Raw genomic sequence first — 13,764 nt, forward strand, 5'->3', positions numbered from 1 at the left:
AAGAAATCAAAGAATAAATGCAAAACGAGCCGCCGGCAAACAAATTGCCTTCGGCTCGTTTTGCATTTAATTCCTATTTATTTCCATTTTTCTTAGGCTTAGCAAATATCATCCTGCCTGCTGCAGTCTGCAGCACGCTAGTCACTATCACGTCGATAGTATTACCCACATGCCTCTTTCCGCTTTCAACGACGATCATCGTGCCGTCATCGAGATACGCTATCCCTTGACCGGATTCTTTGCCATCTTTAAGCACCGTGACGACCATCTCTTCTCCGGGTATTACCACCGGCTTGACAGCATTTGAAAGCTCATTGATATTAAGAACGCCGACGCCGTGAAACTCAGCAACCTTGTTCAGATTATAGTCATTAGTCACCACTTTGCCTTTTATTTCCTTTGCAAGCTGAACCAGTTTTGCATCTACTTCTTTTATATCAGGAAAATCTTTTTCTGAGATCATAACCTCGATATCCAGCTCTTTTTGAATTCTGTTTAGTATATCCAGACCTCTTCTTCCCTTGGTACGTTTCAGTGAATCCGAAGAATCCGCTATATACTGAAGCTCTCCCAAAACAAACCCGGGTATTACTAAGCTTCCCTCGACAAAACCCGTCTGACATATGTCAAATATTCGCCCGTCAATTATGACGCTTGTATCCAGTATCTTTGGACAAGTTATTTTAGGCTTCTGAGGTTTTATCTCCTTTTGGCTTCTTTTCATCAACCCTGTCAACAATTCAGAATTCTTGCTTGTTATGGTTATTCCCATATACCCAAAAAGAATATAGATTAGCGTTACAATTATCTCTGTCACTCCAGGAAACAGTCTGAAATTACTGATAGGCAAAGACAAAAGAGCGGCAATTGTCAAACCAATGATAAGTCCCACAGTCGAAATGACAAGCTCCTGCAAAGAAAAGACTGCAAGTGAATTTTCAATTTTTTTGGATATTTTTAATCCTATTTTTATAATTTCAGGTGATATTAAATAAAAAGCCAAACCGAGAATGAGTCCGCTTAAAACATAAATAACCATACTGAACGGAGCTTGTGAAAAGCTTCCAAGTGCGTTTTCCACATAGCTGATGCCAAGCACAGCAATAGCCAGTTGATATCCTGTTATTATCCCTAATGCAGTAATTATCCATCTAATAGCCTTGATTACCATATCTGCACCCCCCTTCCAATATATTATATTGTTTTTTATTGTTTTTTCTTACAGCTGCTTTATCCCGTTTTTTTTTGAGTATGAGTCATATTATATCAGAAATGGATTAAAAATAGCTTAAAATCTTGTATTTTTTTATATTAAGAAAGGAATAGGCCTGCGCCTATTCCTTCAAGCAATCCTTTATAATATCCTCGGCCGTCTGATTGTTTAGATCTCTCGCCAGCGCCAATTCGCTTATTAAAATCTGCTTTGCATTATTTAGCATTTTTTTTTCTCCGGTTGAAAGTCCCTTTTCCCTGTCCATCAAGTACAGATCTTTGACGACCTCGGCAACATCCAAGATATCTCCACTTTTTATCTTGTCGAGGTTTTCCCTGTACCTTCGGTTCCAATTGCTTTCCAGAACACTTTTGCTTCCTCTTAAAACATCTAATGCTTGGTCTAAAATCTCACTTTTTACTATGTCCCTTATCCCCAAATCACTGCAGTTGTTCACCGGCACCATGATTTTCATATTTCCCACAGGAAACTTAAGTACATAATACGGCAATGTCTCGCCCAGTATTTCTTTTACTTCAATATCCTCTATGATCCCCGCTCCATGCATTGGATAGACGATCTTGTCTCCGATTTTGTACATAACAATCCTCCTAGACTATATAACTTAATTATAGTATAGCAATATCATAATGTCAAAACAAAATATTTTAACACAGAATCTAATATCTTGTCAAAGAGAAAATAACATCCTAATTACATCCTGAATATTTTTACACTGACAAACTTTTATGTTTTCATAGGTTTGCTTTATATGCACATCATTTTTCGCAACAAAGACCCTATCAAACCCCATTCTGTCAAGCTCTCTGATCCTCTGTTCCAAAGTGGGAACTTTTTTTAGCTCTCCTGTAAGTCCCACATCTGCCACAAATGCGGTGTTCCCCGGAATCCCTTTGTTCTTCACAGATGAAACTATGCTCATCAACACGCATAGATTTACAGATTGCTCTTTAAGTCTAAGCCCTCCTGTGCTTTTCAATACCACATTTTTATCGTAAAGCATAACGCCGGATTTTTGTTCCAAGACGGATATAAGGGTATTTAGCTGGTCCTTGGGAATGCACTCGCAGATTCTCGACGGATAAGGAGTGAATGAATGTGATACTAGACTCTCCACTTCGACTATTATGGATCTTGACCCGTCTCTGATCACCGTAAGAGCGCTGCCTCCAACCAGTTCCCCATCGTCCCTTTTGGTCATAAAAAATTCTGAAGGATTATCTATGGAAACGAGTCCTTTTTCACTCATTGTAAAAAAACCTCTTTCCCACGTGCTTCCAAACCTATTTTTGGAGACGGACAAGCCTCTTAGTTCTTCTTCATTTTCACCCTCTATTATCAATACCGCATCCACTAGATGCTCAAGTGCCCTTAATCCTGCCATCTCGTCTTTCTTAGTCATCTGCCCAACCATGATTACCGCTCTTGGCCTCTTTGTATCCTTGGCCAGCTGTAACATTGCATTTGCGCACTCCATGGTTTGGGTAGGAGAACCTGCCCTGGAATCAGATACATCAGGCATTATAAAAGTTTGAATGCTGTCGAGTATTATCAGGTCCGGATTCGCCTCATTTACGTTTGCGATCACGTTGTTTAAGTCATTGTCGCAATAGACCAGCAAATTGTCGTCGATTGTCGAAAATATCCTATCTGCTCTATTTTTTATCTGACTTTCACTTTCCTCGCCTGATGCGTATAGGATTTTCAATCCCTTTTGAGCAAGTTCACCTGCTACTTGCAGCAAAAGCGTTGACTTTCCCGCACCTGGCTTTGCTGTTATGATCGATAAGGAGTCTCTGACTACTCCGCCTCCCATAACTCTATCAAATTCTTTGATTCCGGTTACTATCCTTTCGCTTGAATTTATTGGAACCTTAGATAAAGGCTGTATTTTTTTTGCGATTGAACTTTTACCAGATGTTTTTCTTGCTTTGTCATCTTTCTTCGTTACGGTTTTTTCTTCTAGAGTATTCCACTCACCGCAGTTTGAGCAGTATCCCTGCCACTTATATGACTCTGCCTCGCAATTTGTACAGACAAATACGGTTTTAGTTCTCATCTGCGGACTCACTCCCTGTCAATTTTATTATGCCCAGATAAGCAACTACTCCTACCAGGCTTCCAAATACGTTTAAAATTATATCGTCCACGTCTGCCCTCCTGCTGCTCAAGCCTATGAACTGCGCTATTTCTATGGCAGCCGACATTGCAAGCCCCCCTAAGAAAGTCTTGATTATCTTGTGCTTTTTGAAATACATCCCCATGAACACTCCCATTGGAACAAACAACGCCACGTTGCCCCAAATGTTTATGAAGGAAACAGTAAATATATTTTTTACAAACAATATGGGATTCCCCGGGAAATAACAAAAGGCACCGTAGTTAATCATGCCAAAATTCTGCATGTGGCGCATATAGTTGTTAATGCTCGCAAACAAAACAAAATTGTAGTCTGCTTCATACATCACCGCTCCTGCAAACGGGCGCAAGGTCAAAAGCGCTACCGTGACCATATATCCGAATAAAGCTGCGGCTCTAAAATATTTTTTATTGACTTTCATTTTAATCCTTTCGGTAATTCTCGAGGTATGAATACAGCTTCTCAGCTAAAATCCGGTGTCCCCCTTCGTCGATGTGGATGCCATCCACATCACCAGCACTTAGCATATCAGTAATATTTATGAACCCGACCTTCTTAGCCTCAGCCACCTTTTTATATTCTGCCGCTAGATTCTTGATTTTTTCTTGTGCCCCTATAAACTGAGGAGCATAATCAGACATTTTCCCCAACTTTGGTGGAGATGCTATGATTATATCAGGACAATCTTCCGTCATTACTCCTCTGATTTGATCAACTAGAGTTTCCATCCCTCTCCCTATGTCCCAAACACTTTTGTTGAAACAACTTTTCATGTCGTTCGTACCTAGCATCATGATAACAATATCCAAAGGTCTGTGACTCATTAAACAGGTAGGTAGATAATCTTTGCCGTTTCTCGTGTGGCTCCACTGGAAGACGTCATCAAATACGGTGGTTCTTCCGTTCAAGCCTTCCTCTATGATGAAGGCTTTGCCGCCAAGAAGCTCTTGCAGGATCCCTGTCCACCTTACGTCCCTCGGATATCTTCCCCCTGTTTCTGCGTTGAATCCCCATGTGTTTGAGTCCCCATAACATAGTATGTTCATCAGATCGCCTCCTTCATCTTAATTGATCTCTTCAAGAAGACCCAATAAAAACTTCCATGTTTTTTCAGTTGATGATATGGACAGCCTCTCAGCTGGCGAGTGTACGTCGTATACGTTAGGTCCGATCGATATCATATCCAGCCCGGGTATCTTCTCGCCAAATATGCCGCATTCCACTCCTGCGTGAACGGCCACTATTTTTGCTTCATCCCCAAATAGTTCCTTGTATACCTTCCTTGCGACATCACGCACCGGCGACTCCTCTGAGTAGCTCCAACCTGGATAATTTCCATGAAAGGATATGTCCGTTTCAAGGTGAGATGATAGTGCATTGTTGATAGATATAATCTCCTCTTTTTTTGAAGATACCGAGCTTCTTGCAGCAGAAGATATTATGATTTCATCATCTTTGGTTTCAACAACCCCTAAATTTGCTGAGCTTACGGGCATGTTTTCAATCTCGTTGCTCATGCTTATCACTCCGTTTGGAACTAGCAAAAGGATGCCGATGATCTTATTTGTAGTCACATCATCAATTACCTTGTCGCAATCGGATTCCACATGCTTTAAATCGAGTAATATACCTGACTCGACCCCTTTGTATTCCTTGGTAAAATATCGTTGATACTCCCTAATTATAATCTCCAGATTCTCTTTTTCCCATTTTTCCAGCGTCAGCCTGCAAAACGCCTCTCTTGGAATGGCATTATCCTTGGAGCCACCGGAAATGTGGACGATATTCATCTTCATTTCCCTGCTCGCGGCATATAAGACCCTTCCTAGAAGTCTATTCGCATTTGCTCGTCCCTTGGTTATATCCATGCCGGAATGACCTCCTTGAAGGCCTTTTAAGACGATATCTGCGCAGAGGGTATCCTTTGGTCTTTTGACTCTCTTGTACTTTAGGGCATGGTTGATCCTTACGCCTCCTGCGCAACTTGTCAATATCTCATCGTCTTCTTCAGAGTCAAGGTTAATTAGCGTCTTACCCGTCACTTCTGTCGCATCAAACTCCATTGCACCGGTAAGGCCTCTCTCTTCGTCAACAGTAAAAATTCCTTCAATTTGGGGGTGAGCTATGCTGTTGCTGTCAAGGACTGCAAGGGTCATGGCCACACCGATTCCGTTGTCAGCGCCCAATGTCGTTCCCTTTGCCTTTATAAAATCTCCCTCAAGGTATATATCTATTGGATCACTTTCAAAATTGAACACAGTATCACTGTTTTTTTCACATACCATGTCCATATGGCTCTGGAGCATCACCCCTGGGATGTCCTCCTTGCCTGCTGAAGCAGGCTTTCTTATCATCACGTTGTTGTTTTTATATCTTATGTAAAACAAGCCCCTGTCTTTGGCAAATGTTTCGAGATATTGGCTTATCTTTCTTTCGTTTCCGCTTCCTCTAGGTATTTGAGATATATCATAAAAAAATTCCATCACTTTTCTAGCTTTCAAGTTTTCAAATGTCTCTCTCATTTTAGTTCCTCCCATTAGGTTATATTTACATTATATATTTTATTTAGCTGGTATTGAAGAAGAAAAGAAAAATAAATGCAAGACGATGATCACCAACCCACAAAATTGACTTTTTCGGTAAAAAAACAGGGATCAAATCTCGGCTTGCTATCAAGCTAAGATTCGATCCCTATACTGTATTACATTCTTTCCGGTGCTTTTATTCCAAGGATATCTAAAACATTCTTTAGCACCCTTCTTACCGACTTAACCAGTTCGATCCTGGCTTTCATCAGCTTTTTGTCTTCTGTTCTTACCCTGCATGCATTGTAAAAAGTGTGGAAGTTGGAAGCTACATCCATAGCATAACGTGTTATCCTGCTCGGGTCCATCTTTTCAACTGCAGAGATTATCTCATAGGGAAGCTCTGCTAAAATTCTGATGAGCTCTTTTTCTTCTTCTTCCTTTAGAAGGGCATAATCGACTTGTATCGTAGACAGATCCTCTTCAACTTGTCTGAGAATGCTGCTTATCCTCGCATGGGCATACTGGACATAGAATACCGGATTTTCATTTGACTCTTCTACTGCGAGATCAAGATCGAAGTCAAAATGGCTTTCAGGAGACCTTAAGTTGAAGAAAAACCTTGCCGCATCCTTGCCTACCTCGTCTATTAGATCGGACAATGTAACCATATTTCCCTGTCGCTTTGACATTCTGGCAGTTTCCCCTTTTCGGACAAGTCTGACAAGCTGCATGATGATTACATCCAGATCATCTCCTGACAAGCCCATAGCCTCAAGAGCAGCCTTCATTCTTGCAACATGACCATGGTGATCTGCACCCCAAACGTCGATGGACCAGTCGAATCCTCTGGTCCTAAGCTTATTTACGTGATAGGCGATATCCGCCGCAAAGTATGTTGGGACGTCGTTGTTTCTTACAAGGACGTCATCTTTTTCGCATCCGAAATCAGTTGCTTTAAACCATATCGCTCCGTCTTTTTCGTAGGTATGTCCCTTATCGGTGAGCTCTTTGACGATTTTTGCTACCTCGTCAGCTTCATATAGGCTGCTCTCATGGAACCAAACATCATACTCGATTCCGTATCCACTTAAGTCTTCCTTTATTTTTTCTATATTTTTTTCCAGAGCATAGGCAATAAATATTTCTCGCCTTTCCCTGCTGTCGTAATCAACATAGCTGTTGCCGTAAAGCTGGGTGAATTCGTTCATGTGAACTGTGATATCTTCACCTTTGTATCCGTCTTCCGGGAACTCAACCTCTACTCCATTAACCTGAAGGTATCTAGCTTCCAAGGATTGTCCAAATTTTTCAATTTGGTTTCCGGCATCGTTAATATAAAACTCCTTAACTACTTCGTGGCCGGACCAAGCAAGAACGCTGGCCATGCCATCGCCGATAGCTCCACCTCTTGCATTCCCCATATGCATGGGACCTGTTGGGTTCGCGCTTATAAATTCCACATTTACTTTTTTGCCTTTTCCGTATTCAGTTTTACCGTAATCCTTTGATAATTTCTTAATGTCGTTCAGTATAGAATATATCCAGTCCGGGTTCAACGTGAAATTAATGAACCCCGGCCCTGCGATTTCTACCTTTGCCACGTCCGTGTTTGACTTCTCAAAATTTTTGACGATCTCTTCGGCAATAAACCTTGGAGACTTTTTAGTCAGCTTCGGCAACTGCATGGCAATATTAGTAGAAAAATCTCCAAACTGCTTCTCCCTGGGAGTTTCTAAAAGTATCTCAGGAAGCTCATCCAGAGTGAATGATCCGTTTTCTATTGATTTATCGATGCTGTTTTTTACTTCTTCTATAATTTGATCTTTAACTTTGTTTAACGTATAGGTCAAAACAATAACCTCCTTAATGTTTTACGTGTATGTTCAGCTCGTTGTCCGATGACATCAAGCCTTGAATTTCTACGTTGTAGTTAATATGAATATCTGTAGGCATGTCTTCGTTGTCGTAGTCTACATCCAGCTTATGAGTGTAGACGCTCATAGTCATATCCCCGTATGGCGTAGCATATGTATTGAAGTTCTTTCTGCCTTTTTCAAAAATCATATGGGAGTTTGTCGATCCCAATCTTATGATTGACATCTTTCCCTTGTCTATCTGAAGCGTAGTCGTGGTTCCCTCTAAACCAGATACCTCTGTTTCATCATATATTATATAGTCACTTGTTGACTTTCTATACATTTCGCCTTCGGTGACGAGCTCAATTACGTCTTCTTTGCCTTCTGAGTGCTTAGTTCGACCGGTAATTGATATCCATATCTTCTTTTTATTCATCAAAATACCCTTTCCTTTTTAGACTGATGTTAATTTTATCATTTTTAGCATGACCGCACAAGTACAAAAGAAAACAAAAGAAAACAAAAGAATACCCAAGCACTTTGAGGCGTCAAGCTTGCTTGTAAGCCAAAGTACTTGGGTATTCTTTGAAGGCAGTGACACTTTTGAAGTGTTGCTGCCGTTAAATATGTTTACGCAGTAAACGTCTTTGAGTTTTCGTTAGAACCTGCGTTGCATGCGCCACCCCTTAACGAAGGCTTGAACAAAGCGAAAGCCTGAGTGTTGTTTTGGTGACTCTAGTACCAGTTAAACGGTTGTTTGGCTGTCGGTAAGCTGTCGTCAAACAGTCGTAAATGCTTTTGTTTTTCCTATCGTTTAACTATCGCTCAGCCATTGTTCCACCATGTTTAACATTCATCCTGCACCTGCTTTGCTAATTTAAGTATTTCCTGAGATTCCTAAAAGGCATCAGGTCTGCGGCAGGGCACAGAGACCCTACCCTACAATTGCAAGATATATTACTTATGTGACATTTGGTCCGGCATGGTTACGGGTGACTCTAGTACCAGTTAAACGGTTGTTTGGCTGTCGGTAAGCTGTCGTCAAACAGTCGTAAATGCTTTTGTTTTTCCTATCGTTTAACTATCGCTCAGCCATTGTTCCACCATGTTTAACATTCATCCTGCACCTGCTTTGCTAATTTAAGTATTTCCTGAGATTCCTAAAAGGCATCAGGTCTGCGGCAGGGCACAGAGACCCTACCCTACAATTGCAAGATATATTACTTATGTGGCATTTGGTCCGGCATGCGCGGAGCATATATTGTTCTAATCAACTTCCACTTTCCTACTTTCCGCTTTCCAACTTTCTTCTTGTTCCTTTTGGCAAATTATTGCTCTGGAAGCTGTTTTTTTAGAGATTCTTCTCAAATGCCAAATCTATCAGCTTCACTATCAAGTCATGATAACTTATTCCCGTATGCTCCCAAAGCTTGGGGTACATGCTGATGTTAGTAAAACCCGGCATGGTATTTATCTCATTTATAAATATTTCATCCGTATCCTTTTCTACGAAGAAATCTACTCTCGACAATCCATTTCCATCTATGGCCATATACGCTTCTATAGCATAGTTCCTGATTTTTTCGGTAATCTCCTCTGATAAATCAGCAGGTATTATTAAAACAGACTTCCCGTCATCTAAATATTTAGATTGGTAATCATAAAACTCTTTTGAAGGAACTATCTCGCCTAAAACCGATGCTGCGGGGTCGTCATTTCCTAAAACGGCGCATTCGATTTCCCTACAGTTTATATTGGCTTCAACTATGATCTTTTTATCGTATTGAAAAGCTTCTTTGATCCCTTCGATTAACTCCTGCTTGTCATGTGCCTTTGAAATTCCAACACTGGAACCCATATTCGCAGGCTTTACAAAGCAAGGATATCCGATTTCACTTTGAATTTCATCGATTATTTGGTCTGAATCCTTAGCCCAAAAACACTCCTTAACAGACAAAAAGTTCCCCTGAGGAAGCCCTGCATCTTTAAATATTTTTTTGCACATGACCTTGTCCATCCCTACTGCTGAAGCAAGGACGCCGCAGCCAACATAGGGTTTTCCCATAAGCTCCAATAAGCCTTGAACGGTGCCGTCTTCTCCATTCGGACCGTGGAGCACCGGGAAGAACACGTCTATCTCGTCTATTAAATCATCGTGAAATACTGAAAAATCCTTAATCAGATTTTCTTCGTCAAGGATCCATGATCCGTCCTTTATTTTTTCCTTGATTCCTTCGTATATGTACCAGTTACCTTCCTTGTCGATTCCTATGGTGGTAAGATCGTATTTTTCCTTGTCCATCGCCTCTATAACATTTGATGCAGACATCAAAGATACGTCATGCTCCTTGGATTTGCCTCCGAAAATTATACCTACTTTTATTTTTGACACAGTTTCTCCTCCATTTTAGACCATTTGTTTGCTAACCATTATAACACAGAGAGTGTTTTCATTGCATCAATATAGCCGGTTTCCATATTTGATAAAATTCTATCATTTGAAAAGTCCATTGTTTTCCCCAAATTCTTGGATGGAATTATTCTTACTACGTTTAAGTTTTTTTCATCCACAGGGAATCGATCTTCCCTATCATTGAGCTTAACCACCAATAAATCCTTGTAGCCCTTCTTCACCAGCATATTCATGGGAAGGTTATTGTAAAAACCTCCGTCGAGATATCTCTTTCCACAAATCTTCTCTTCCTTAAAAAATGGCAAAAAGCTGGTAGCCAGCAAAAAATCTTTCATTTTTCCTTTTGGTATGTCCTCTTTGAAAAGCTCAATACCTTCATCGGCTTCCAAGTCAATTGTAACCAATCCAAAATCTTTTCCACTTGTCCTTATGGCCGACTCGTTAACACATTCATCTAAAATTTCTTTGAACGGGTCAATATTAAACCCCTCGATACCGAAAACATACTTCATCTCTTGTCTGTAACAGAGGATATCATCCGTTATGAATTCGTGGTCCATTACCCTGTCGATTATTTCTGCAGATTCAGCTATTATTCTTTTAGGTTCCATGGTTTCCCAAAGACTTTTCGCCCTATCAAAATCTCCTTGAACCATCATAGCCCCGTTTAGAGCACCCACTGACGCTCCTACGACTCCTTGAAATGAAATCTTTAGCTCCTCAATAGCCTTCCAAACGCCGATTTGGTATGCTCCCTTTGCTCCTCCCCCTTCAAGCACTATGCCGAGCATTATAAAATACCTCCTTGCAATCTATAGAATAGGTGAAAACAACCTGGAAATCGATTCTTTAATCTTTATGATTATAGATCTTTTTTCATATCTGCTTTCGTTTAATCTTACCGATTTTTTCATATCTTCTATAAAAACTTCCTTCATATGATAAGAAAAATCGTGATCGTATATAAAAGCATTTACCTCAAAATTCAGAGAAAAGCTTCTTATATCAAAATTGCATGTCCCTACGGAAGAAATCTGATCGTCTACAACTACGGTTTTTGCGTGCAAAAATCCGTTGTTGTAAATATATATCTTTGCTCCGTACTTTAACAATTCTCCTACGTATGAAAAAGTAGCCCAATATACGAATATATGGTCTGGCTTGTCCGGAATCATAATTCTGACATCAACCCCTGATTTGGCCGCAATTTTCACAGCTTCCAGTATGCTCTGATCCGGCACGAAATACGGCGTCTGAATGTAGATATACGACTTTGCGGTATTGATCATTTTCAAGTAGCCTTGCTTTATCTGCTCGTTGGCATCGTCCGGACCTGAAGAAACTATTTGTACGCCTACCCGTCCCGCACGAGGAATCTCCGGCATATATTCGTAAGTTATCATTATCTCATCGCTGCTTGAAGCCCGCCAATCCATGATAAATCTAAGCTGGAGCTCATAAACGGCCGCTCCTTCAATTAGCAGGTGCGAATCCCTCCAATAGCCTTTTTTCTTGTCCAAGCCTAGATATTCATCCCCTACATTGAATCCTCCAATATAGCCTATGTTGCCGTCGATTACAACTATTTTTCTATGGTTTCGATAATTAGCCTTTAAATTTATTAGCTTTATTTTTGATGGAAAGAACCTAGCCACCTTTACTCCCGCCGCAAGCAGGTCATCCATATCTTTTTTATTTAGAAAAAACCCCCCCATATCGTCGAAGAGAAGCCTTACTTCCACTCCATCCTTTGCTTTGTTTTTAAGAATCTCCATGATTTCAGTTGCCAAAATTCCGCTTTTGAATATGAAGTATTGGAAGTGTATGTGATGCTTTGCTTTCTTCATATCCTCCATCAGCGCATCAAACTTTACTTTCCCGTCTGTAAAGAGCTTTAATTTATTGTTGTTGGTATAAAGGGCATTGCTAAGATTTTGATGAAAATAGACGAGATCTTTATATCTCTCCCTTGATTTTTCCTCAAAATATATCTTATCTTCAGCCATATCCTTCTTTTGCCTCTGAATCAAGCTATTGGTGAGAGCTTTCTCCTCTGTATTTAACTTGAATATCTTTCTTCTAGCCAGATTCTGAGAAAAAAATAAATAGAACACAAACCCCGCTGCAGGAATCATCCATAAAAGAAGCAGCCATGCATAAGTGCTCTGCGGATTTTTTCTTTCGAGAAATATTATCGTAAAAGTCAGTATTATGTTTATAATCAGCACTAAAGAAAGACCGTAACTGGTAGCCATCAGCATATGTAGATTCCTCCAAGTATCATATAGTTGACATATTAGTTAATTGTATCATAAATAACGCTGACCAGACCTTTAAAAAAAAATCCGGCAGAGTGCCGGATTTTTTTTGGGGATTCATCAAGAAACTTATTTATCAAATTTAATAGAAATTAACTGCTGAATATTCATCCTGACTCTTGACTATTTGCACTTCTCTGCCATTTCTTAATAGCTGTGCATCATAAGTGGCATCGACGACGTACCAATCTCCGTCCAAAAGGACCTCGTTCCAAGCATGGTATACCTCAGGCTGAAAGTCTCCATAACCTTTGACCAATTTCGATGGTATTCCTACGCTTCGAAGCATGGAAGCCATCAATGCGGAATAATCATAGCATATGCCGCCTCTTTCTTCTAGCGTAACCCTGTTGTCAGGTATGTAGGAATAATCAAGTCCGTCAATTTTATCGTAATCGTAGTCTATGTTTCTTACTATATATTCATATATTGCTTTGAATTTTTGTGAGTCTGTCTCAAGTCCTTCCGTAAGCTCTTTTGCAATAACCGAACTTTCATCATTTTTGCTCCAATTTACTGTTTGTATAGAGTTTAAATATACTAAATTGCCGTCTGTTAAATTTACATTTGCTTCGTAAGTGCCAAGGACTCTGTATTTGTTGTCTGTAGTATTTTCCAAAACCGATACCTTGTAGTCTCCGTTGCCAAATTGCAGAGGAAACAATTCGTAATTACCTATATCAACATAGTTGTAGTGCACTTGCTCTTCGCCTTTTTCCACCACTATTTTTATCTTTTTATCCAATCCGTAATTGAATTTGATTCCTATGACTCCTTGTTCCAACAGGCTTTCATTAACTTCGATGCTGCCTGATGAGGTTTCGAAATTTTTCACGTCAAGATTTTCAAGAGCAGTTTCCAATTCATTATAAGCGATATTCTGAGATGAGCTCAAGGGTATAAGCTCGTCGTTTATCAAACTGTCTTGATCTTTTGAAAATACGTTGCCAGTTGCTGCTCCTGCAGCAATTATTGCAAATATTAAAACAGCGGCTATGCTGAGCTTTTTCATAAACAAAACTCTCCTTTCGGCAACCGGCTGCCTTCCTTGAATTCAAGGTTAAGGCCCTTGGCTTTGCGTCCCAGTTTTTCAACTGGTTTGCCATTATCGATGAAAAGTCCATCGGTTTAATACAATAAAAAAACTTCCCCTTCGGTAACCGGCTATCTTCCTTTAAAAAGGTAAGACCCTTGGCTTTGCGTCCCAGCCTTTCGACTGGTTTGCCTTTATCGCTGAAAAGCATACACTTCTAGCAAGTAAATCTATCTACAGTA

At 40.2% G+C, this 13,764-nt stretch carries 12 protein-coding genes and 2 riboswitches; all 12 genes read right to left on the reverse strand.

The window, feature by feature from the left end; all coding sequences use genetic code 11:
• Window positions 1-73: 73 nt before the first annotated feature.
• Complete coding sequence (locus BUB93_RS06750; RefSeq protein ID WP_073270434.1) at window positions 74-1,171, reverse strand: PIN/TRAM domain-containing protein; 1,098 nt, start codon at window positions 1,169-1,171, stop codon at window positions 74-76.
• 163 nt (window positions 1,172-1,334) lie between these two features.
• Window positions 1,335-1,814, reverse strand: coding sequence for a CarD family transcriptional regulator (locus tag BUB93_RS06755; RefSeq protein ID WP_073270437.1), 480 nt, complete (start codon window positions 1,812-1,814; stop codon window positions 1,335-1,337).
• Between the two features lie 90 nt (window positions 1,815-1,904).
• The gene (gene radA, locus BUB93_RS06760; RefSeq protein WP_073270439.1) at window positions 1,905-3,293 is read right to left on the reverse strand and encodes a DNA repair protein RadA; all 1,389 of its coding nucleotides are present in this window, start codon (window positions 3,291-3,293) and stop codon (window positions 1,905-1,907) included.
• Entirely contained in the window at window positions 3,283-3,795 is a 513-nt protein-coding gene (locus tag BUB93_RS06765; protein WP_073270441.1) for a VanZ family protein, read from the reverse strand. Before BUB93_RS06765 ends, radA begins: the two co-directional genes overlap by 11 nt.
• A 1-nt stretch (window position 3,796) precedes the next feature.
• On the reverse strand, window positions 3,797-4,420 hold the full coding sequence (locus tag BUB93_RS06770) for an SGNH/GDSL hydrolase family protein (protein WP_073270442.1): 624 nt from the start codon (window positions 4,418-4,420) through the stop codon (window positions 3,797-3,799).
• 18 nt (window positions 4,421-4,438) lie between these two features.
• Window positions 4,439-5,896, reverse strand: a complete 1,458-nt coding sequence (locus tag BUB93_RS06775; protein ID WP_073270444.1) for an aminoacyl-histidine dipeptidase — start codon at window positions 5,894-5,896, stop codon at window positions 4,439-4,441.
• 179 nt (window positions 5,897-6,075) lie between these two features.
• Entirely contained in the window at window positions 6,076-7,752 is a 1,677-nt protein-coding gene (argS, locus tag BUB93_RS06780; protein WP_073270447.1) for an arginine--tRNA ligase, read from the reverse strand.
• Between the two features lie 13 nt (window positions 7,753-7,765).
• The gene (locus BUB93_RS06785) at window positions 7,766-8,194 is read right to left on the reverse strand and encodes a YwiB family protein (RefSeq protein WP_073270449.1); all 429 of its coding nucleotides are present in this window, start codon (window positions 8,192-8,194) and stop codon (window positions 7,766-7,768) included.
• A 915-nt stretch (window positions 8,195-9,109) separates the two neighbouring features.
• The gene (locus BUB93_RS06790) at window positions 9,110-10,150 is read right to left on the reverse strand and encodes a D-alanine--D-alanine ligase (RefSeq protein ID WP_073270451.1); all 1,041 of its coding nucleotides are present in this window, start codon (window positions 10,148-10,150) and stop codon (window positions 9,110-9,112) included.
• Window positions 10,151-10,188: 38 nt separating this feature from the next.
• Entirely contained in the window at window positions 10,189-10,962 is a 774-nt protein-coding gene (locus tag BUB93_RS06795) for a patatin-like phospholipase family protein (RefSeq protein WP_073270453.1), read from the reverse strand.
• Between the two features lie 21 nt (window positions 10,963-10,983).
• Entirely contained in the window at window positions 10,984-12,432 is a 1,449-nt protein-coding gene (gene cls, locus BUB93_RS06800; protein ID WP_242945406.1) for a cardiolipin synthase, read from the reverse strand.
• A 139-nt stretch (window positions 12,433-12,571) separates the two neighbouring features.
• Window positions 12,572-13,501 carry a transglutaminase-like domain-containing protein gene (locus BUB93_RS06805; RefSeq protein ID WP_084117078.1) on the reverse strand — a complete coding sequence of 310 codons (930 nt, stop codon included), beginning with the start codon at window positions 13,499-13,501 and terminating at the stop codon, window positions 12,572-12,574.
• Between the two features lie 15 nt (window positions 13,502-13,516).
• Window positions 13,517-13,603: riboswitch (cyclic di-GMP riboswitch) on the reverse strand.
• Window positions 13,604-13,641: 38 nt separating this feature from the next.
• A riboswitch (cyclic di-GMP riboswitch) is annotated at window positions 13,642-13,725 on the reverse strand.
• Window positions 13,726-13,764: the final 39 nt, after the last annotated feature.

It is taken from the genome of Alkalibacter saccharofermentans DSM 14828, assembly GCF_900128885.1.
GTDB lineage: Bacteria > Bacillota > Clostridia > Eubacteriales > Alkalibacteraceae > Alkalibacter > Alkalibacter saccharofermentans.